This is a genomic window from Paenibacillus sp. FSL H8-0315 (assembly GCF_038005365.1).
Lineage (GTDB): Bacteria > Bacillota > Bacilli > Paenibacillales > Paenibacillaceae > Paenibacillus_AQ > Paenibacillus_AQ odorifer.
In genome coordinates this window covers 2,309,801-2,331,092 of record NZ_JBBOTA010000001.1, presented here as the reverse complement: position 1 = coordinate 2,331,092, position 21,292 = coordinate 2,309,801, and the positions used below count along the sequence as shown (strand labels likewise).

The window sequence follows — 21,292 nt, the reverse complement described above, 5'->3', positions numbered from 1 at the left end:
TTATGACCCCATCTTCAATCACATACACGAATCCGATACTTCCAGGCTTCTATCCTGATCCAAGTATCACTCGGGCAGGGGATGACTACTATTTAGTTTGCAGCTCCTTTGAGTATTTCCCTGGCGTACCTATTTTTCATAGTCAGGATTTGATTCACTGGACACAAATAGGTCATGTGCTCAATCGTGTAAGTCAGCTGGATACTCGTAAAAGCAAGAGCTCTGGGGGGATATTTGCCCCAACGATCCGCTATCATGAAGGAACGTTTTACATGATAACGACCGAAGTACACGGGAAAGGAAATTTCTATGTTACGGCTACGGATCCTGCGGGTCCGTGGTCAGATCCGATTAGTATTCCTTATGGAGGAATTGATCCTTCCCTAATGTTTGATGAGGATGGAAAGGTATATGTAACCACCCAGCAGGGGGCAGATTATGACTCCCATGCCATCCAATATGAGATAGATATTGCTACGGGAGCAGCGTTAACAGAACCTGTTGTTATCTGGACTGGGGATGGCGGACCTTGGACGGAAGGACCCCATTTGTACAAAATAAATGGAATGTACTATATCATGACGGCTTCAGGAGGAACGGCTAAGGAACATCGGGAGATCATTGGCCGCAGCTCCTCTCCATATGGACCGTTTGAACGATTGCCGTATCCAATATTGACGCACAGCGGTACTGACAATCCCATTCAGTATTTAGGGCATGCCGATTTGATTGAGGATCGTAACGGGGATTGGTGGGCCGTATTCCTTGGGGTAAGACTAGTAGATACAAAATTCACTGTGCTTGGAAGAGAGACTTTCCTTGCTCCGGTAAGCTGGACTGAAGACGGATGGCCGATGATCGATAATAATGAAGACACAGTTGGACTGGAAATGAAGGTTTCACGTGTACCTGGTCAATCGCCAAAACCTAAGACTAGTGGAAGATATGATTTTGATGATCAAGTATTGCCGCTAGGATTAGCCTTTCTGCGGAATCCGGCTGAGGGAAGCTGGTCCTTAAACGAAAGACAGGGATGGTTATCTCTTCGAGGACAATCTGCAGGTCTCAGTGAAGTAGGCCAAGTGGCTTTTGTAGGCAGAAGACAGCAGCATACTTCGGCAGAATGGAGCACGCTGCTTGAAATGCCTTCATCTATTGCTGATGTGGAAGCTGGACTTTGCGCCAGATTAGATGAGAATGCTCATTATGAAATTGGACTTGTTCAAAAAAACGGGCAAACAGTGATTACAGCTCATGTGACTATGGATGGAATAACCCATACAGTGGCAGAGGTTCCAACTACTGCCGAGCGAATTTATTTGAAAGTTAAGGCTGAGCTTTCCGAATACAGCTTCCTTTATTCTTTGGATGGGCAGGAGTGGAATAAGCTATCAACAGCAGCAGCGTACCCATTATCTCCTCAAGCCGTAAAAGGAAATGGATTTACGGGTGTTCTTATTGGATTATATGCAACAGGTCATGGCAAGGTGGCTGAGGTGCCTGCCTACTTCGATTGGTTCGATTATCAGTCTTAATTATTCGAATACTGATATAAATGCTTTTGTCAGGAGGGAACTTGTTGAGACAAGCTAGTGATTACACAGAACTTGCACTAAAAACAATATTTGCTGAGGATTTCAAAATTGGCGCAGCCGTTAACCCGATGACGATACAATCACAGGAGCACTTGCTCGCCTATCATTTCAATAGCATTACCGCTGAGAATGAGATGAAGTTTGAAAGTCTGCATCCGCTTGAAGACATTTATAACTTTAAACTAGCAGATCAGTTGGTTGCGTTCGCCCGAAAACATCATATGGCTATGCGTGGGCATACTTTAGTCTGGCATAACCAGACTACGGACTGGTTGTTTGAGGATAAGAAGGGCGGGTGTGTAAGCAAAGAGACATTGCTTGCACGGCTCAAATCACATATTCAGACCGTGGTTGGGCGTTACAAGGAAGATATCTATGCTTGGGATGTTGTAAATGAAGTTATTGCAGATGAAGGAGAAGAACTTCTTCGCCAGTCAAAGTGGCTGGACATTGTCGGACCGGAGTTTATCGGCAAAGCGTTTGAATTCGCTCATGAAGCCGATCCTAAGGCTTTATTATTCTACAACGACTATAACGAGTCTAATCCTCTTAAGCGTGACAAAATCTATAAAATGGTGAAGTCGCTGCTGGAACAAGGAGTGCCGATCCATGGCGTCGGATTGCAAGCCCACTGGAATCTATACGATCCGGACTTAGATGAAATACGTGCTGCTATTGAGAAGTATGCATCTTTAGGGCTTCAGCTCCAATTGACAGAGCTGGATGTGTCCATGTTCCGTTTCGATGACAAACGAATGGATTTAAAGGTTGCACCTGCCGAACTGCTCGAGCTACAGGCAGAGCGCTATGAAGCGATGTTTGCTCTGTTGAAAGAATACCGCGACGTGATTAGCTCAGTCACTTTCTGGGGAGCAGCGGATGACTATACATGGCTGGACGGCTTCCCTGTTCGGGGACGGAAAAATTGGCCATTTCTATTCGATGAGCAGCATAATCCTAAGCCAGCGTATCACCAATTGCTTAACGCTGTCACTAAATCATAGAGCGGGTAACCTGCTCAAGCTTGCGAATCATGAACCCGTCCTTTTCAATCCAGGGCGGGTTATTTATACGGGAGGAATAAACATGACAAATACCGCTTATGAGGCTTGGCTCAATTATGGTCAGCTGAAATCAGGATCTCTATACAATCAATATATAGATTGGTGTGTTGAGTTGGTAGTAACGGAGGACAACGAGACGATTCAGGCGGCAGCCGCGGAATTCATACAGGGGATGACCTCTATGCTGGGCAAAGCGCCACTGCTCACAGCGAAACCTGAAGGACCGTGTATCGTTATAGGAACCTTCCAAGGGGGGAATCCATTAATTAGTAGAGTATTCGCAGGAGAACGAACCGATTCACTGGGTCCTGAAGGTTTCCTTATACGTACAAATGCTACTGAGCAATGTATCGCTGTCGGTGCTTCAACGCCTGTTGGAATATTGTATGGCGTATTCCATCTGTTACGGCTGATAGGAACAGAAAGCGAGATAGACGCTCTGAATTTGTCTATGAATCCGGGGAACGGCCTGCGAATGATTAATCACTGGGATAATTTTGATGGCAGTATTGAACGTGGCTATGCTGGACGGTCCTTTTTTTACGAGTCCAATCAATTTCTTAACGATACAAAGCGGCTGCGTGATTATGCCAGATTGATGTCCTCTGTGGGGATCAACGCGATTTCGATTAACAATGTGAATGTTCATGAGCTTGAATCTCTATTTATAACGGAGCAATATTTGCCTGATATCGCGTTAATTGCAGGAATATTCCGCGTATACGGAATTAAGCTATTCCTCAGTGCTAACTTTGCCAGTCCGATACAGATCGGAGCATTGGAGACAGCTGATCCACTGGACCCAGCGGTGCGGCAATGGTGGAAAGATAAGGCTGGTGAGGTTTATCGAGTGATCCCTGATTTTGGCGGGTTTGTGGTCAAAGCAGATTCAGAAAATCGACCAGGGCCATTCACTTACGGGCGTGACCATGCCGATGGCGCTAATATGCTTGGAGAAGCACTGGAGCCGTTTGGCGGAATCGTGATTTGGCGTTGTTTCGTATATAACTGCAAGCAGGATTGGCGTGACCGTAAGACCGATCGGGCCAGAGCAGCGTATGATCATTTCAAACCATTGGATGGCCGATTTAATGATAATGTAGTGCTGCAAATCAAGAATGGACCGATGGATTTTCAAGTCAGAGAACCGGTATCTCCGCTGTTTGGCGCACTGGAACATACCAATCATCTGATGGAGTTTCAGATTGCTCAAGAATATACGGGGCAGCAGCGGCATCTCTGTTATCTTGTTCCACAGTGGAAAGAAGTCCTTGATTTCAATACTTATGCCAAAGGGCAAACTACGCTTGTGAAACATATTGTGGACGGATCGGTGTGGGGAAATAAGTATAATGGTGTGGCTGCTGTAACTAATGTCGGGGATGACATGAACTGGACGGGGCATGGGTTAGCTCAAGCCAATCTGTATGGATATGGGAGATTAATTTGGAATCCGGAGCTGACGGCAAAAGAAATAGCTGAGGAATGGATTCGCCTTACCTTTGGCACTGATAAAGGTCTAGTGGTTGCTATTCGCGGGATGTTAATGGACTCATGGAGGATTTACGAATCTTACACAGCTCCATTAGGTGTGGGCTGGATGGTTAATCCGGATCATCATTATGGGCCGAATGTGGATGGATATGAATACGCCAAGTGGGGAACGTACCATTATGCGGATCATAAGGGCATTGGTGTGGATCGTTCAGTCAAATCGGGAACGGGGTATAGCGGACAGTATATGGGTCTTAATGCATCAAATTATGAGAATCTAGCGTCTTGTCCAGAAGAGCTGCTGCTGTTCTTCCATCATGTTCCATACACGCATGTTCTGCAATCGGGGCAAACGGTTATACAACATATCTACGATACTCATTTCGAAGGGGCAGAGCAGGCTGCACAGCTTCTAGCAACATGGGAATCACTTGAAGGCAGCATGGATAGTGGATTGTATGTGCAAGTGAAGCAACGTCTTGAAGAGCAAGCAGAGCATGCGCAGGAATGGAGAGATCGGATCAATACGTATTTTTACCGTAAGAGCGGAATTGAGGATCTTAAAGGCAGAAAGATTTATTAGATTTCGATTCGAGGGATGATGATAGTGAGCCTCACGATTAGAGCGATTTTGAAAGATTTAATGGGAACTGTGGAACAGGTAGAAGGGACTGTGGATATTCTGAACCCAGGGGAACCGGAAACTGAAGTCACAGGGATTATTACGGCCTTCTCTGCCACACAAAATATTGTGGAGCAAGCAATAGCGTTAGGAGCCAATTTGCTGATCACGCATGAAGGTGTATTTTATAGCCATCATGCAGCGAGCGAGTGGTTAGAAGCTGATCCGGTTTATCATGCGAAAAAAAGTCTGATCGAACATTCCCCAATAGCTATTTTTCGTTATCATGATTATTGGCATCGGCAAGAGCCGGATGGGATTATGATGGGCTTGCTGCGAGAGCTGGATTGGTCAGACTATGTGGAAGAGCAGCAAGCGGCTGCTACGATTCTCACTATTCCTGCTATGACTGTAATGGAAGCTGCTCAGTATATTAAAAGTAAGCTAGGCATCTCTTATGTACGCGCTGCTGGTGACCTGTCTCTGTCCTGCAAACGCGTAGGGATATTAGTAGGTTACAGAGGAGGCGGGATGATGGCTATTCCGCTTTTTAATGATCACAATCTTGATTTAATTATCGCTGGAGAGGGACCAGAGTGGGAGACTCCGGAATATGTGCGGGATGCAGGGCACCAAGGCAGATCTAAAGCGCTCATCATGTTAGGTCATGCGGAGAGTGAAGCGCCGGGGATGAAATATTTAGCTGAAATCTTAGCAGACAAATATCCCATGCTTCCTACCCGGTTCATTGCTGAACAACCCATCTATCAGATGGTTTAATCTGGGGAAATTAAGAGTACGGAATAAATAAACATATTATGGAGAAAATGAAGGGAAACAGGTCACTGAGAAAGGAGTGTTTCAATGGAAATTCCTTTGGAGGCTGATGAAGTATTAAGTCGGATCAAAAAGCTGCAAAGCGACGGAAGCTCGATCAGTAAAAAACAAGTGAAGCAAAGCGACCCAGAGCTTATGAGAAGTGCGCTGTTCTTTTTTCCAAGCTGGGAGCATGCATTGAAAAACGCCGATCTTTTGTAGCCATAGTATTGTAAAAGGAAGCTAAGTGGACAGGGGGAGATCTCTGATTCTGCTTAGCTTTTTTCTTTTTTATGAAATCATTCGTGCTGTTCATGTGAAATAATATTAACAAGCTTGCCAAACGGATCGGGGACATAGAAACGACGAACACCCCAAGGTACAGAAACTGGCCCAATATTGGTATTGAAGATTGTCGTTTCTTATTAAATAGGAAAGTACTGGTGAATCACCCCCTTTTTCGCTTGCTTCAGAGCTGTTTTTCTAAAGAAAACGAGTAAACAAGAGCAAAAGAAAGAGAAAATGAAGAGTATGCTTAATATGAAATGAAAAGCATTGCTTTCAACATTATTTTGACCAGAGCCCTCCTTTACAAGAAAACCTTACAAGAGTATGATTCATCTCAGAACTGAGAATTATCTTAAATTTACAATTACATAAGCAATCCGCTTAATTTCCGTTTCTGGAAAGCGGGGGAACCAACAACTGGCAGCCGATGTGAGAGTCGGCACTGGTTATGGGGTGAATCCTGTTCCGGGTGCATAATATGCATCCCTGCAGGTAGGGCAACTCTCACTGCCCGAATCCGACAGCTAACCTCGTAAGCGTATGGAGAGAGGATGAATGGCGTGTTTAGTGATGAATAGCCACAGAGAATCCCTCTGTGGTTTTTTGCTGCGTTTTTAAGCAGATATAGTCGTAGAATTTATTATGAAAGAGGTGTTACCTTTGCCTATCGCTAAACTGAACGGAACTTCGCTCTATTATGAAATCAATGGAACTGGCACTCCGGTTGTGTTTATCCATGGACATGGATTAACACACAGTATGTTCAAACCACAGCTGGAGTATTTTTCCGATAAATATAAAGTGATTTTGTGCGATTTACGGGGGAATGGCAAGTCTGGTAAACTGCTGGAGGCCCCACATGAGATTATTGAGACGCAATGTCTGGATCTGATTATGCTGTTGAATGACCTAGGTATCCGTGAAGCAGTTTTTGTAGGAATCGCCTATGGTGGCTTAGTCGTTCAGCATATTGCCAAACAATATCCTGAGCGTGTAAAAGCCATTGTGGTTGCGGATAGCTTTTGTAGGACTCACGGATCAACAATAGTAGGGAAAATACAAACTATGGCAGCATATTGCAGTTTACTAATGTATTATCTCCCAAGCGAGCTGGTGTTGCCTTCGATTCGGATGATGTACCGAGAGCGCTGGAGTCTGGCCTACAATGAGATTAGAAGAGGGCTGCTGGACAAACGTCCCCGGGAGCTATATCGGCAAAGGCTGGCTACGAGCCATGTTGATTACACCAGATGCTTAAAGGCTTTTAAACGTCCTGCTTTATGTATTGTAGGGGACTTTAATGAATTTGGAGTGAATTGTATGAAGGAAATGGTGTCTCAGCTGCCACATGCGCAGTTGGCGATTATTCCGAACGCATTAGATCCAAGTAATCTGTGCCAACCGGAGCAATTCAATGCGATTCTTCAACGTTTCTTAGAGAAGCAGCAGGGTACTCAGCAGATTAGCTGATCTATTGGGAGACCTTCACAAGCGAAGCGTTTAAGTGAGAAAAAAGACGTCCCATAGCCAGGGAGCACGAGCTGGCTATGGGACGTCCTTTTGGGTTGAACTTTAGGGGAATTCTCCCTAAAGTGAAGGAGATTATGGCTCCTAGAACATGGATTAGGGAAAACTTCCCTAATAATAGGATGTTTTTAGGGAGGATTTCCCTAATATAATGGACATCCAACTAAAGGCTGGCTTATCAGTAGTAAAATCTACGAATGAGCCAGCCTTTGGTTATTTTACTAACCGATGGATGTTGAACATTTACAAGCATATTGTACCTAGAACGCCACTTAATGTCCCACCCTACCACAGCATCAAATATAGCTCACCCGACGTGGGAAAGAACGGTAGACCTAAGTAGTGATGGTAAGTGTATAGAGGAAGGCGTAACAAGCAGCACATCTGCTACTCTTGCATTTTGTACAATGCGGTCTACTCGTGTAAGATTAAGATAATTCATACTAAAGGAGCTGAGTCATGATGTCTCAAGCTGAAACTATAAAACTGACTTCATTATCTTCAAAAGGGGGCTGCGGCTGCAAAATCGGTCCCGCTGATCTCATGCAGGTTATTCGCAGTCTGCCACCAACTGTTCCTAACCCGGATCTACTTGTAGGTCTGGACACTAGTGATGATGCAGGGGTGTACCGTTTAAGTGATGAATTAGCGTTAGTGCAAACTGTTGATTTTTTCACGCCGATCGTGGATGATCCCTATTCATTTGGTCAAATTGCAGCAGCCAATGCATTAAGTGATATTTATGCGATGGGTGGAAAGCCGCTTACGGTGCTTAATATTGTGGCCTTCCCTATTTCTGTTTTAGATAAAAGTATTCTCGGTGACATTTTGCGCGGTGCAGCGGATAAAGTACAGGAAGCAGGAGCTACTCTTGTGGGCGGACATTCCATCGACGATAAAGAGCCCAAATTCGGATTGGCCGTTACGGGCCTTGTGCATCCTGACAAAGTAAGAACGAATGCGAGCGCCAAGGTGGGAGACAAGCTGATTCTAACGAAGCCTATCGGTGTGGGGATCTTAACAACTTCCATTAAAAAGGATCAGCTATCTCCTGAAGAAACCACACGCCTTACGACAGTAATGTCTACTTTGAATAAAAAAGCGGCTGAAATCATGGAGCCTTATGATGTACATGCTTGTACAGATGTTACCGGATTTGGGCTACTGGGACATGCCTCGGAAATGGCTAAAGGGAGCGGCACGGGCCTGATCATTCGTCAAGGCGATGTACCGATGCTGCCAAGAGTAAGAGAGCTTGCGGAACAGGGATTTGTTCCAGGAGGCACTAAGAATAACTTTGCCCATCTGGAAGGCAGCATTCTTTATCCGGAAGAGATGGACCAACTAAGCCGCTATATTCTATGTGACGCTGTGACTTCTGGCGGATTGCTGATCTCTGTGGCCCCTGAACAAAGCGAAGATTTGCTAAAAGAGTTAGTAGATGCAGGGGTAGAAGCGGCATTGATCGGAGAGGTAACGGAAGAGCATCCGGGTCAGATTACGGTTATAGCTGCTGTGGAATAACTGTTGTATATCAGCTTAGAGCAAATTATGAAGGTTAGCCACCAGAGGAGAGAGCATATTGTTTCAGGACATTACACTGGAAGAACTTAGAGTGTTAAAAAACAAGAAGCAGATCACCATTATTGATGTTAGATCTCCTTCTGAATATAAAGATGCAACGCTGCCGGATAGTTTGAATATTCCCTTTTTTGATGATCAGGAACGGGCTGAAGTAGGGACGTTGTATAAACAGACAAGTGTGCAGGCCGCGAAAGAACGTGGTTTGGAGATTGCTGCGGCAAAACTGCCTTCTTTTGTCAAAGAATTTGCAGCGATTCAAGGAGACAAAGCTGTATTCTGCTGGAGGGGAGGTATGCGCAGCCGTACAACTGCGACCGTACTCTCTTTAATGGATATTCATGCTTACCGGCTGATAGGCGGCTATAAGGCTTATCGTAAATGGGTGCTCGACGAATTGGAGTCCTATGAATGTAAGGCGAAGTCTTATGTGATTCACGGAAATACAGGCACAGGTAAAACCAATCTGTTACACCGCCTGAAGACACAGGGGTATCCTGTTCTGGATTTGGAAGGGATGGCAGGTCACCGTGGTTCTATTTTTGGTGAGATTGGCCTTCGTGCGAACAATCAAAAAACGTTCGATAGTCTTCTTTTAGAGGAGTTAATTAAGATCGGGGATTCTCCTTATGTACTATTTGAAGCGGAGAGCAAAAAGATTGGTAAGGTAGTGATGCCCCCGTTTATGGCCGAGCAAAAAGAGATCGGAACACAGATCTGGATTGAGATGCCTTTACATGCCAGAGTGGAGCAAATCCTTGAGGATTATCGGCCAGAAGAATACAAGGAGCAATGTATTTCTGCATTTCGGAGTATTAAATCCCGAATTCATATCCCTATTGCGGCAGAAATCGAGCGATGCTTGCAGGCAGATTTGTTCGGCGAAGCTGTGGCGCTGCTGCTAGAATATTACTATGATCCTAGATACGATTATACGTCCACTCAGTATGAAGGCATTGAGAGAGTTACTTTTAAAGTGAATAATCTGGATGAAGCTGAGACTGCTGTGCGTTCTTTTTTAAAACATCAAGAAGTATAAGTTTCGCGTTATGGTTAAAGGGGGCTTTACTTAATATGATCTATTTAGATTACAACGCTACAACACCAGTAGATAAGGAAGTAGTAGAGGTTATGATCCCTTATCTTTACGGTCATTTTGGGAATCCTTCAAGCAGTCATTCTTTGGGGCGGGAAGCTAAACTCGGAATAGAGCAGGCAAGAACACAGGTGGCTGATTTCCTGAATTGTGCGCCGGGTGAGGTGCTTTTTACCAGTGGGGGTAGTGAGTCTAATAATACTGTCATTAAAGGAGTAGCCCAAACGTATCGCCATAAAGGTAATCACATTATCCTGTCTGCTATTGAGCATCCAGCGGTAATTAAACCTTGTCAGTACCTGGAGCAGATGGGATACAACCTGACTTATGTACCTGTTGACTCGTATGGAATGGTGCAGGTTGACGATGTGAAAAAGCAGCTCACGGACCAAACCATTCTGGTCTCCATCATGCACTCTAATAACGAAACGGGTACGATCCAGCCGATCAAGGAAATAGCTGAGGTCTGCCACGAACGGGGCATTCTTATTCATACAGATGCTTCACAATCTGCGGGAAAAGTAGACCTCGATGTAGCGGATTTAGGGGTGGATTTTCTAACGCTTGCAGGCCATAAATTATATGCGCCCAAAGGCATTGGAGCATTGTACATTCGGGACGGCATTCACATTGAGCCTTTGATACACGGTGCGGGCCATGAACAGGGGCGAAGAGCGGGGACAGAAAATACACCCTACATTATTGGCTTAGGAAAAGCCTGCGAGCTTGCTGCTGACTCTGATTCTAGAAAAAGAGTTAAGCAAGTTACGGAGTATTTCTATGGAAGACTGCAGGAGTCTTTTGGCGAAAAAATTCATTTGAATGGTCATAAACACAAGCGCTTGCCTAACACCCTTAACGTTAGTTTTCTTGGAGCAGTGGGTCATGAAATTATCGATTCCCTGGAAGCTGTGGCTGCTTCAACTGGCTCGGCGTGCCATTCCGGTGAAACGTTGATTTCGCCTGTTTTAAAGGCTATGCATGTGTCGGAGAACATTGGACGGGGGGCGGTTCGTTTTAGTGTGGGACGATATACGACTACAGCGGAAATCGATGAGGTCATCGATAAGCTGAAGGTGTATTTGTTATAAGCTGAAATCGTATTAGTTGTGAGGTTCGTTTTTGCAAACAGTGACAAAGTGTGAATCCTAGTGAACGGACTTTGACTTCCAGTGGACGGACTTTGACTTCCAGTGGACGGACTATGACTCTCAGTGAACGGACTATGACTCTCAGTGAACGGATTATGAATCTCAGTGAACGGACTCGCTATCGGACTCAGGCGCTCTTATCTGCAACATTTTCCTCTTTTTGGGTTGTTATAGGACCCCATAGTCGCTATTTGTACAAAATAGACAAAATTGAGCATCATTTCTGCCCAATAGCGCCTCTCAGGTCCGATAATCTCTCTAAACAGTGATAAATTAACGAATAGCGGCATTTGAGTCCGAAGGATCAAGAAGTTGAACCCGCATATTACAAAAAAAAGCATCTGTCATTCCTTCAAAAGGAATCGCAGATGCTTTTTTAAAATTTGTTTTAGTGATTATACAATCGTAAAGCCAGCACTTGCATAACCAGTGACTGTATTTACAAGGGTGAGGCCTGTAGCGGTGGCTGAGAATACCATAAGCAAACGTGTCTGTGGAGTTACAGCAAAATTGATACCATTCGTAATTCCGCTGACAAAAGTTCCAAGATTAATAGTACCGGTGATAGGTGGAAGTGGGACTGTTGCCCCTGGAATAGCAGTAAATGTATTATTTGGTGTGGTCGATTGGTACAACTGTGCTGTTACATTTATCGTAGTACCAAGTAGCGATAAAGCTATGGTATTACTGAAGTAAGCAGCAATGGAAGTTATTACTCCTGCTCGAGGAGTTGAGAATGCAAAGTTGATAAGCGGTCCAAGGAGAGTACCTGTCAAATCAATATTACCGCCAACAAGCGAAATGCCTGTGGCTGAACTTCCGAAGCCTACAAGACTTGTTGTTCCAACCAAACCACCCAAAACTGTGGTCATAATAATAGGTCCTCCGGATGCCAGCGGAATAATTGCACCGTTACCGGTTGCACCAGTGACTCCGGTAATGCCAGTAGCTCCAACCGCGCCGGGATCACCCGTGGCACCCGTTACACCGGTAGCTCCGGCAACGCCGACCGCGCCGGGATCACCCGTGGCGCCCGTTGCACCCGTAGCTCCGGCAATGCCGACTGCCCCCGGATCACCAGTCGCGCCAGTCGCCCCCGTAGCTCCGGCAACGCCGACCGCGCCGGGATCACCCGTGGCACCCGTTACACCGGTAGCTCCGGCAACGCCGACCGCGCCGGGATCACCCGTCGCGCCCGTTGCACCCGTAGCTCCGGCAACGCCGACCGCCCCCGGATCACCAGTCGCCCCTGTGGCACCCGTAGCTCCGGCAACGCCGACCGCGCCCGGGTCGCCCGTCGCTCCCGTTGCACCGGCAGGGCCCGCCAAGCCGGCAGCACCAGTCGAGCCCGTGGCTCCAGTTGCTCCTACGCCTGGACCCGCTGGTCCTTGCGCACCTGTTGGTCCTTGAATCCCTTGCACACCCTGTGGTCCTTGCGGTCCCACCGCGCCACCAGCGATTAACAAGTAATCTGGTGAACTCCCGGGTATTCCAGTAGGTCCGGAAACGGTAGCTATATAGGTGCTGCCATTGAAGGTTACTACTTGACCTGCTGGATAAGTAGGACTTTGTGCAGGATTAAATATTACAATCCCTTGCAGCCCTACCCCTTGTGGTCCCTGAGGTCCTTGAAGTCCAGGCTTTCCTTGAGGGCCTTGTGGTCCTTGCGGTCCTTGCGGTCCTTGGGGGCCTGTGGAGCCACCAGCAATTAATAAATAGTCTGGTGAACTTCCAGGTGTTCCCGTTGGTCCAGCAACAATAGCAATATAGGTACTGCCATTAAAGGTTACTACTTGACCTGCTGGATAAGTAGGGCTTAATGCAGGATTAAAAGCAACAATTCCTTGCAGCCCTGCCCCGGTGGTTCCCTTTACGCCCGGAACCCCTTGCGCTCCTTGCGGACCCTGAGGTCCCTGTGGCCCTTGAGGTCCAGTCGCACCTTTAATAGGCAATCCGATTGCTTGTGTAATAGAAGCTTGAATATGTCTGATCTGAATAATCAACTGATCTTTACAATTAGAGTCAATCTTCGTGGCGAGAATAAAAGATAATAACTCAGCTAACAACAGTTGAAGATTGGTGCCCACGCTTACGACAGAGAAGGGACTGACTTCGGTCGATACAATGGTTATCTCTACTACAGAAAGTAGCTCAGTTCTAAAAGGACTGCATAACTTAGAGGTATGCAAGAATTCCAATAGTTCTCTTAACACTCTTTGTAGATTGGCAATATGAAGTGTTGTGGGATTCGTAAGTACGGGGGGTACCACTGCAGAGAGATCAGTGACTATTTTTAATAGTGCGTTACACTCCCTCTTTCTAATAGGACTGCTGATCCTTCCATGCTTGTTTAGGATAGCATCGCCTTTAAATGGTCTGTAATCAGGCATATTTCTATATCTCCTCCTTGAACTTCTCCTGTTCATTCCTTTGAAAAATGGGAACCTGCCCAATCAGCATATTCTGAGAAGCGGAAGTTGTTACAAAAATCGCCCTAAAAGCCGTTATTCCTGAAAGTCGTTATTAATGAAGCAATACAAAAAAGGCAGGCCACCGCTAATTACGGTAGTCTACCTTTTTAATAGATACGTTAAGTAGTCTCTCCTTTAATGAGAGTTACGTCTACAGTAGTGTTGTTGATTAGCTCTCCGTCAGCACTTTCGATCATTTGCAGGAGAGTATTGGTCAGCATGACCCCGATTCGATCACTAGGTTGCATAATGGTAGTCAATTTAGGACTCTGAAGCATGCGGGTAAAGCTGTGGTAATCATAACCGATGATTTTCAGTTGCTCGGGCACTCGAATGCCTTGCTGTTCAGCATAAATGTATAAAGCATAAGCCACAATATCATTACTGCAAAATACTCCATCATATTCTCGAAGTTGGGCCGGAGAGATATTTTCGGTGACAAAGGACCAAAAATAATCAAAGGTAAGCTTGTTGTGCGCGCCTTCGATAATATCGTAAGTTACACCATGTTTCATACTTGTGATGACAAAAGCATCCCGACGACGATTCGCTAGAATATCCAGATCTAGCGGGCCGGAGATATGTAGCAACCGTTTACAGCCCAGCTGTATCAAATGTTCGGTAGCTAGCTCACCACCGCGGTAATTATCCGATCCCACACAAGGGATATTGGAGGAAATAAAACGGTCAAAAGAGACAATAGGGAAAGGGACCTTTTTATAGCTTTCAATATTCATGGTGTGGCTACACATGATAATGCCATCTACTTGATTCTGGCGAAGCATGCTAATATAGTTGGCTTCCTTCTCAGGATCGTCAAGAGAATTGCATATTAGCAATTTATAGTTTTTTTCATTAGTACTCATTTCAACATACTTGATGAGATCGGAAAAGAAAGGGTGATTTGAATCTGGAACAATAATCCCAATAAAAAAGGATTGATTCTTCTGTAAGGCTCTGGCGATTTGATTAGGATGATAATCTAAGGCGTCCATCGCTTTTTCAACTTTTTTACGCGTCTCTTTGCTGATATATCCCCGGTTGTTCATTACTCTGGACACGGTAGCTACAGCAACGCCCGCCTCCTTGGCAACATCTTTAATACTTGCCATACCCTCATCCCCGTTTCATAAAATGCTCTAATCTATATTCTACAACTTTCTTGGATTGTTGACACTAATCGAGACTAACAATTGTAAAAGCATAGATAGTTTCTGATAGTTATAATAGGTATGTTATACGTTACCACAAATATTTAGATATAATATTAAAAATCAATCATTATACCCATATTTTATTGATTTAATTATATGAAAACGTTTGACATATTATTTGCGCATCTATAAAATTGGTTTTGAATAAACCTTCATCTAGGGAGGAACAAGATCGTTAGGAGAACGCTTTCATAAGTTGCATTAGTTTGATGATTTCTCAGACCTTATGAAGCAAGAGTGTATAAATTGAAATAGAAGGAGAACGCCAATATGCAGATTAAAAATGAAGCTATGCTTATCACTTACGCAGATAGCATGGGAAACAATTTAAAAGAACTAAACGAAGTACTGGATACACACTTGCAAGGAGTCGTGGGTGGGGTTCATTTATTGCCGTTTTACCCCTCTTCGGGCGACCGGGGATTTGCTCCGATGGATTATACGAAGGTTGATTCGGCTTTTGGCGACTGGGCGGAAATCGAAGAGATGAGCGAGAAGTTCTACATGATGTATGATTTCATGATCAATCACATTTCACAGCAGTCTCCATACTTTCAAGATTTCCTTGAGAAGAAGGATGCATCGCAGTACAAGGATTTATTTATTCGTTACAAGGATTTCTGGCCTAACGGTGAACCAACTGAGGTTGATGTGGATTTAATTTATAAACGTAAACCGCGGGCGCCATACGTAGAGGTTACCTTTAAAGATGGGACGAAGGAAAAGGTTTGGTGTACGTTTGATGAGCAGCAGATCGATCTGGACGTGACTACGGAAACTACGAAGAAATTTGTAAAAGACAATCTGACCTTCCTTGCTGATAAAGGAGCATCGATTATCCGGCTGGACGCTTTTGCCTATGCCAACAAAAAGATGGGTACCAACTGCTTTTTCGTAGAACCGGATATTTGGGAAATGTTGAATTTGTCTAAAGAAGTAGTGGAGCCTTATGGCGTAACTGTTCTTCCGGAAATCCATGAGCATTACAGCATTCAATTGAAGATTGCAGACAAGGATTATTATGTCTATGATTTCGCCCTGCCAATGTTGGTATTACATGCTCTATACAGTGGAAAAGTAAATCGGCTTGCGCATTGGCTGGAAATCTGTCCGAGAAAACAATTCACTACCCTGGATACACATGACGGCATTGGCGTAGTGGATGTTAAGGATCTGATGACCGACGAAGAAGCTGAGATGACCAGAGAAAGCCTATATAGCCAAGGAGCAAATGTTAAGAAAAAATATAGCTCCGCCGCTTATAATAATCTGGATATTTATCAAATTAACTGCACTTATTATTCTGCACTTGGCAATGATGATCAGGCATATCTTTTGGCCAGAGCTATTCAGTGCTTCGCCCCTGGTATTCCACAGATTTATTATGTAGGTCTATTCGCTGGCGAGAATGATATTGAGCTGCTCGAAAGCACAAAAGAAGGACGCAATATTAACCGCCATTATTATTCTAAAGATGAAATTGCTGCTGAGGTACAACGTCCTGTTGTTCAAAAGCTGTTCGCATTGTTGAAATTCAGAAATAGCTGTCCAGCTTTTAATGGTGAGATCAAGATTGAACAAGGTAGTGAGAATGAGCTGAACATCACTTGGAAAAATGAAAACAGTGTGGCGAAGCTTGAAGCTAATCTGTTGACCAAAGAATACACCATTCTTGCAGGTGAGAATGAAGCAAATATTGCGAAGGTATTTTAATATTTCCTTTGATATCGAAAGGTGTTCCAAAGGCCAATGTAATGGCTGCTGGAGCACCTTTCTTTTTGGGGGATAGGTGATTCATGTTATGAACTGTTTTTGGTCCGTCTGAATTCTATTGGTGTAAGGCTGAAGTTGCGTTTGAACATCCGGTGGAGATAAGAACTGCTGGTGAAGCCAGTTACTTCAGCAATATCCGATACCGATAAATCACTCTCTACAAGCAGGCGGCATACTTCCTTCATCCGTACCTCCATGATGACATCCACAATAGTGGTTAGGGTCTGCTGCTTATAAAGTCTGCTGACATAGATTGGAGACATATTAAGTTCATCGGCAATTTGGTTCAGACTTAAGCAAGGGTCCATGTAAGATTGCTGAATGGTTTGGTTAATTTGCCGGATTAGATCGCTTTGCTTGGAGCTGCGCTTATCCGCTTGGAATTCCTGAATATGATCAAAAAGCTGGTAAAAAGCTGCCTCAAATTCTTCTATTGTTTCATAATGTTCAAGCGAAGGCATCACCATCATCCCTTCGGTGGGGGTAGGACTAAGCTTCTTGATGTTATCGACAATTCGTTTAATCGTTAGCGTCACCCTTGAAACAGTAAGTTCCAGCACATGATAGGGATATTGCTCCATTTCACGTACCATTTCGGAGAAGTGACTGCGGGCTTCGTCTGTTCTGCCACTTGTGAGCGCATCGACCAGCTTTTTCTCGCTGTCAGCCGGGTAAGAGTAAAGATTATTCTGAAGCTCACTAATGTGCTCAGCATTGATCAGGCTGCCATGACCATAAAACAGTCTATGCTTGGAAGCTTCTCTGGCCTGACTGTACAGCCGGTTTAGTACATCTGGATTATCACTGATGGGGCTGTACACTAACGACAGTCCGATTTTTAGATAATCACAACAGGCCACACGGATCTGCCGCAGCAGCACTTCAATTAGCTCGGTATCCAGATGCTCAGTGGAGGTCATGCTGCTAAGCAACATGACTACACTATCGTCATTCATATCTACAGTTTCCACCTGATAAGTCTGTCCACAGATCTCTGAGGCAATATTCATGATGGCAAACTTGTACGGAAGGAGATAAGAGCCTCGTTCCTTTCGCAGAGCTTCGTACTCATCAATGCGTAGTAATACTAGCCGGTAGCCCTCGTTTAAATTAAAAGAAATACCCAGCTGTTGAACATCATTTTGCCGGCTGTTATGAGGAGATTTAATGCCAAGCACCAGATTGCGTAATGAGTTCTGCCTGATCGTAAACATACTGTTGCGTTTATCTGCCTCAAGGGTGTTCATTCGGCTTACGATCGAATCAATCGGCAGATAAAGCCGTTTGGACAGTACCCTAGAAATAACAAGACCGAACAATAAAATAATTAAAGAAATCAGAAGCGTAGTATTGCGGATATGATTGGTCTGTTCAGTAATTACCTCATAAGGAGTAATGCGCACATATTGCCAGCCAAGGGAATCGGGCGAAGTATAGGACACCAGTGATTTATTCCCTCTAAAAGGGGCAGTAAAATAGCCGGCAGAACGTGCTTTTACTTGATGCTCCAGCCAACTGTTTTCATCCCCGGAGAGCTTCTCCAATGTCAGCTTATTCCCCGACAGAAAACGGCCTTGGTCATCCAAAATGTAGGTACTGCCACTACCGGGTGTATTGCCGTTAGCCAGTTCTTTATTGATCCAAGCCGCGGATATGTTAACAATAACCGCAGAGTTAATAGAGCGGTCCCAATTGATCGCATCATAGCAAAGGTAAGTATAGACTGAGATGGTTTTTTTCTCAGGTTCATCTATGGAATAGGTTCGCGGAATCGGCGTAAATGTTTTGTAATCCTGATAATGATTCAGCATCTGAATAATTTCAGTGTCCACCAGTTCGCGGGTGGTGAATACGCCATTCTGGCCCTGTGCTGCCGAAATATAAACCGTGTCATTATTCGGATTATATACATAGATGGATTCAATATAAGGCATGGAATTTAAGTAGTTTCCGAGATCGGACATCGCCGCGGTTACCTCATAAATAGAGGGCTTGTTGTAGAACAACAGATGAGAAATCGTGCTGGTTCGATACAGTTGAAATGAAAGCGTTTGCGCGACTTCAGCCATGTTGACCACTTTTTTGCCAGTCTGGGTCAGATCCCTCAGATCGGAGCGAAAGGTTTGCGTCTTCTCGACGCCGATGTAGTACGTATAGTAAACAAAAGTAGAGATAAGAAGGGTTAACGATATGCACAGGGTTATGGTGGTGAGCAGCTTGCCATACAGTAGTCTTTTTCTCCGTAGATCATTATTCTTCATACCGTCCCCCCTGATCATCATATGACTTACTCGGACAAGACTCTGGATGAATTCATATTATGAAGTTCCTTTATTATAAGTCCCCAAGAGTGAACAGAACAGTGGAGCAACCTTAGAATCCTGCATTTTTCCAATCTGAAGGGAGTGAACAAATTAAATATTCGTGTACAAAACAGTCTTTTCTACAAGGATTATAAGGAGTTAGCGAAGCTTGAGAAGCTCTGGGGGTCTCCGAAGACTTTTACATAAACATCCTGATTGTTCAGTTCCTGTTTCGCCAGTTTGTGCAGTAAGGCTTGTAAGCTTCACTTCTGTGTTCAGAAGAATCCCCCTATAGTGGAATTATGCAGTTTCTATATTAAGGGGAGTGAGAGATCTTGAGCCAAACCTCATCCAAAGGAATTTCAAACGTCGAACTTGGCATCCAGGCTGATGGTAGAGCACGCTTACGAACGACAAGAAAGAAGAAAGGATTGTTGTATGAGCTGGTGCACAATCGGGTAATGTTTCTGATGCTGCTGCCCACCTTGATCTTTTTTCTGGTGAATTCCTATTTTCCAATGGTAGGCATCTATTATGCGTTCACTCAATTCGACTTCAACAGCAGCATGTTCAACTCCAAGTTTGTGGGATTACAGAATTTCGAGTTCCTCTGGAGATCCGGTACGCTGGTGAAGCTCACGATGAACACGATAGGATACAATATTGCTTTTATTGTACTAGGGAATGTGCTGGCAATTGTCTGTGCGATCCTGCTGAGTGAGCTCAATGGAAAATGGTTTAAAAAGATTAGCCAATCGGTAATGTTTCTGCCTTACTTTGTATCCTTTGTAATTCTCAGCGTAATTGTCTACAACTTGTTTAATTATGACAGCGGTTTCTTAAATACAATGCTTACCCAATTTGGCCTTGATCCGGTCGACGTTTACAGTAAACCTTGGGCATGGATCTTTCTGATCATTATCTTTTATCTATGGAAAAATCTTGGCTACAGCATGGTGATTTATCTGGCGGCGATTACGGGGATTAGTGACGAATATTATGAAGCGGCCAAAATTGATGGCGCTAATATTTTCCAGCGGATTTGGTATATAACGGTGCCGATGCTGAAATCAACCTTTGTGGTGCTGCTGCTCTTTGCGCTCGGGAGTATTATGAAGGGCCAATTCGATCTTTTCTATCAATTAATAGGCAATAACGGGCTGCTCTACAATACGACGGATATCCTTGATACCTATGTATACCGTTCGCTTAAAGTAACCTTTGATGTGGGCATGGCAACGGCTGCCGGGGTCTATCAATCCTTGTTCGGCTTCGTCCTCATTATGACGGTCAACTACATTATCCGCAAAATAAACGATGACTACGCCCTGTTCTAGGAGGATAAGAAATGAAAATTCAAAAGGATAAATATACGCGAATGCTTCATTGGATTGCCTATGTGGTCATTATTGGCTTATCGATCGCTTGCCTGCTGCCCTTTTTGCTAATTATCTCTGCATCTTTGACCAGCAATGAGTCCATTATTCGCGATGGCTATCATCTGATTCCGGCACAGTTCTCACTGGAGGGCTACAAGACGGTATTCATCTTCCCGGATGAGGTGCTGCGGGCATATGCGGTCACAGTCAGCACAACTGCTATTGGAACGGTAATGGGACTTTTTTTCATGACTATGGCGGGTTATGTACTGGCGCGTAAAGATTTTAAATATCGAAATAGCTTTTCCTTCTATATATACTTTACGACTTTGTTTGGGGGAGGACTTGTCCCGTGGTACATCATGATTACGAAATACCTCGGTCTGCTGGATTCCTATGCGGTACTGGTGCTTCCAGGTCTGATGACGCCATTTTTGATCATTTTAATGAAAAACTTCATCAAATCAGCAGTTCCTGAGGAATTGTTCGATTCTGGCAAAATAGACGGGGCCGGTGATTTCCGGATTTACTGGCAGATTGTACTCAAGCTTTCCATGCCGGGCATCGCTACAGTCGGTTTGTTTCTGGCTTTGTATTACTGGAATGACTGGTTCACCTCTTCACTGTTCATCAATGATACGCATAAATATCAGCTGCAATTCTATCTGTACAATGTTATTAATTCAGCACAGTTTATCGCACAGATGGGGGCGGGAACCGGGGTGTCACTGGCTACGGAGGTCCCTGCTGAGTCTACCAAAATGGCGATGGCAATTGTCGTGACGGGACCTATTCTTTTTCTGTACCCGTTCGTTCAGCGTTATTTTGTCAAAGGCCTAACCATCGGCGCTGTAAAAGGTTAGAACCGCAACCTGCCCACTACCGGGTTAAGGTACAGTCGGCTAACATAGAAGCATA

The 21,292-nt window shown here is 44.6% G+C and carries 15 protein-coding genes, 1 pseudogene and 1 riboswitch; of the genes and pseudogenes, 12 read left to right on the top strand and 4 right to left on the bottom strand.

The window, feature by feature from the left end:
* Positions 1 to 2: 2 nt before the first annotated feature.
* The 5 genes from MHB56_RS10025 (at position 3) to MHB56_RS10005 (ending at position 5,813) form a co-directional block, all read left to right on the top strand.
* Complete coding sequence (locus MHB56_RS10025; protein WP_076130470.1) at positions 3 to 1,535, top strand: glycoside hydrolase family 43 protein; 1,533 nt, start codon at positions 3 to 5, stop codon at positions 1,533 to 1,535.
* 44 nt (positions 1,536 to 1,579) lie between these two features.
* Positions 1,580 to 2,599, top strand: coding sequence for an endo-1,4-beta-xylanase (locus tag MHB56_RS10020; protein ID WP_254847706.1), 1,020 nt, complete (start codon positions 1,580 to 1,582; stop codon positions 2,597 to 2,599).
* An 82-nt stretch (positions 2,600 to 2,681) separates the two neighbouring features.
* Positions 2,682 to 4,736 (top strand): alpha-glucuronidase family glycosyl hydrolase, encoded by a 2,055-nt coding sequence (locus MHB56_RS10015; protein ID WP_341143538.1) that lies wholly within the window; start codon positions 2,682 to 2,684, stop codon positions 4,734 to 4,736.
* Between the two features lie 24 nt (positions 4,737 to 4,760).
* A complete protein-coding gene (locus MHB56_RS10010; protein WP_445667743.1) occupies positions 4,761 to 5,555 on the top strand; it encodes a Nif3-like dinuclear metal center hexameric protein in 795 nt (264 codons plus the stop codon).
* A gap of 84 nt (positions 5,556 to 5,639) precedes the next feature.
* A complete protein-coding gene (locus MHB56_RS10005) occupies positions 5,640 to 5,813 on the top strand; it encodes a hypothetical protein (RefSeq protein WP_169744809.1) in 174 nt (57 codons plus the stop codon).
* Positions 5,814 to 5,890: 77 nt separating this feature from the next.
* Here the strand turns inward: MHB56_RS10005 and MHB56_RS10000 are convergent.
* Positions 5,891 to 6,001, bottom strand: a pseudogene (locus MHB56_RS10000) (glyoxalase); the annotation flags it as partial.
* Positions 6,002 to 6,247: 246 nt separating this feature from the next.
* Positions 6,248 to 6,434, top strand: a riboswitch (cyclic di-AMP (ydaO/yuaA leader).
* Positions 6,435 to 6,539: 105 nt separating this feature from the next.
* On the opposite strand from MHB56_RS10000, the gene MHB56_RS09995 reads away from it, so the two are divergent.
* The 4 genes from MHB56_RS09995 (at position 6,540) to MHB56_RS09980 (ending at position 11,174) form a co-directional block, all read left to right on the top strand.
* Positions 6,540 to 7,349, top strand: a complete 810-nt coding sequence (locus tag MHB56_RS09995; protein ID WP_339169733.1) for an alpha/beta fold hydrolase — start codon at positions 6,540 to 6,542, stop codon at positions 7,347 to 7,349.
* A 519-nt stretch (positions 7,350 to 7,868) separates the two neighbouring features.
* Positions 7,869 to 8,930, top strand: a complete 1,062-nt coding sequence (gene selD, locus MHB56_RS09990; protein ID WP_341144366.1) for a selenide, water dikinase SelD — start codon at positions 7,869 to 7,871, stop codon at positions 8,928 to 8,930.
* Between the two features lie 58 nt (positions 8,931 to 8,988).
* Positions 8,989 to 10,026, top strand: a complete 1,038-nt coding sequence (mnmH, locus tag MHB56_RS09985; protein WP_341143537.1) for a tRNA 2-selenouridine(34) synthase MnmH — start codon at positions 8,989 to 8,991, stop codon at positions 10,024 to 10,026.
* 35 nt (positions 10,027 to 10,061) lie between these two features.
* On the top strand, positions 10,062 to 11,174 hold the full coding sequence (locus MHB56_RS09980) for a cysteine desulfurase family protein (protein ID WP_341143536.1): 1,113 nt from the start codon (positions 10,062 to 10,064) through the stop codon (positions 11,172 to 11,174).
* 455 nt (positions 11,175 to 11,629) lie between these two features.
* On the opposite strand, the gene MHB56_RS09975 is transcribed toward MHB56_RS09980, so the two are convergent.
* Entirely contained in the window at positions 11,630 to 13,624 is a 1,995-nt protein-coding gene (locus tag MHB56_RS09975; RefSeq protein WP_341143535.1) for an exosporium glycoprotein BclB-related protein, read from the bottom strand.
* 200 nt (positions 13,625 to 13,824) lie between these two features.
* On the bottom strand, positions 13,825 to 14,817 hold the full coding sequence (locus MHB56_RS09970) for a LacI family DNA-binding transcriptional regulator (protein WP_341143534.1): 993 nt from the start codon (positions 14,815 to 14,817) through the stop codon (positions 13,825 to 13,827).
* Positions 14,818 to 15,189: 372 nt separating this feature from the next.
* On the opposite strand from MHB56_RS09970, the gene gtfA reads away from it, so the two are divergent.
* Complete coding sequence (gene gtfA, locus MHB56_RS09965; RefSeq protein WP_076302404.1) at positions 15,190 to 16,632, top strand: sucrose phosphorylase; 1,443 nt, start codon at positions 15,190 to 15,192, stop codon at positions 16,630 to 16,632.
* 86 nt (positions 16,633 to 16,718) lie between these two features.
* On the opposite strand, the gene MHB56_RS09960 is transcribed toward gtfA, so the two are convergent.
* A complete protein-coding gene (locus MHB56_RS09960) occupies positions 16,719 to 18,953 on the bottom strand; it encodes an AraC family transcriptional regulator (protein ID WP_341143533.1) in 2,235 nt (744 codons plus the stop codon).
* A 503-nt stretch (positions 18,954 to 19,456) separates the two neighbouring features.
* On the opposite strand from MHB56_RS09960, the gene MHB56_RS09955 reads away from it, so the two are divergent.
* Both MHB56_RS09955 and MHB56_RS09950 read left to right on the top strand, forming a co-directional pair.
* Positions 19,457 to 20,332, top strand: coding sequence for an ABC transporter permease (locus tag MHB56_RS09955; RefSeq protein ID WP_094903677.1), 876 nt, complete (start codon positions 19,457 to 19,459; stop codon positions 20,330 to 20,332).
* An 11-nt stretch (positions 20,333 to 20,343) separates the two neighbouring features.
* Positions 20,344 to 21,237, top strand: coding sequence for a carbohydrate ABC transporter permease (locus MHB56_RS09950; RefSeq protein ID WP_036685379.1), 894 nt, complete (start codon positions 20,344 to 20,346; stop codon positions 21,235 to 21,237).
* Positions 21,238 to 21,292 lie beyond the last annotated feature (55 nt).

What these genes read in the sequence shown, in the direction of transcription:
- MHB56_RS09950 (WP_036685379.1), top strand. Translation starts at nt 20,344, where the DNA reads ATGAAAATTCAAAAGGATAAATATACGCGAATGCTTCATTGGATTGCC.
- selD (WP_341144366.1), top strand. Translation starts at nt 7,869, where the DNA reads ATGTCTCAAGCTGAAACTATAAAACTGACTTCATTATCTTCAAAAGGG.
- MHB56_RS10025 (WP_076130470.1), top strand. Translation starts at nt 3, where the DNA reads ATGACCCCATCTTCAATCACATACACGAATCCGATACTTCCAGGCTTC.
- MHB56_RS09960 (WP_341143533.1), bottom strand. Translation starts at nt 18,953, where the DNA reads ATGAAGAATAATGATCTACGGAGAAAAAGACTACTGTATGGCAAGCTG.
- MHB56_RS09970 (WP_341143534.1), bottom strand. Translation starts at nt 14,817, where the DNA reads ATGGCAAGTATTAAAGATGTTGCCAAGGAGGCGGGCGTTGCTGTAGCT.
- MHB56_RS10005 (WP_169744809.1), top strand. Translation starts at nt 5,640, where the DNA reads ATGGAAATTCCTTTGGAGGCTGATGAAGTATTAAGTCGGATCAAAAAG.
- gtfA (WP_076302404.1), top strand. Translation starts at nt 15,190, where the DNA reads ATGCAGATTAAAAATGAAGCTATGCTTATCACTTACGCAGATAGCATG.
- MHB56_RS09980 (WP_341143536.1), top strand. Translation starts at nt 10,062, where the DNA reads ATGATCTATTTAGATTACAACGCTACAACACCAGTAGATAAGGAAGTA.
- MHB56_RS09955 (WP_094903677.1), top strand. Translation starts at nt 19,457, where the DNA reads ATGTTTCTGATGCTGCTGCCCACCTTGATCTTTTTTCTGGTGAATTCC.
- MHB56_RS10015 (WP_341143538.1), top strand. Translation starts at nt 2,682, where the DNA reads ATGACAAATACCGCTTATGAGGCTTGGCTCAATTATGGTCAGCTGAAA.
- MHB56_RS09975 (WP_341143535.1), bottom strand. Translation starts at nt 13,624, where the DNA reads ATGCCTGATTACAGACCATTTAAAGGCGATGCTATCCTAAACAAGCAT.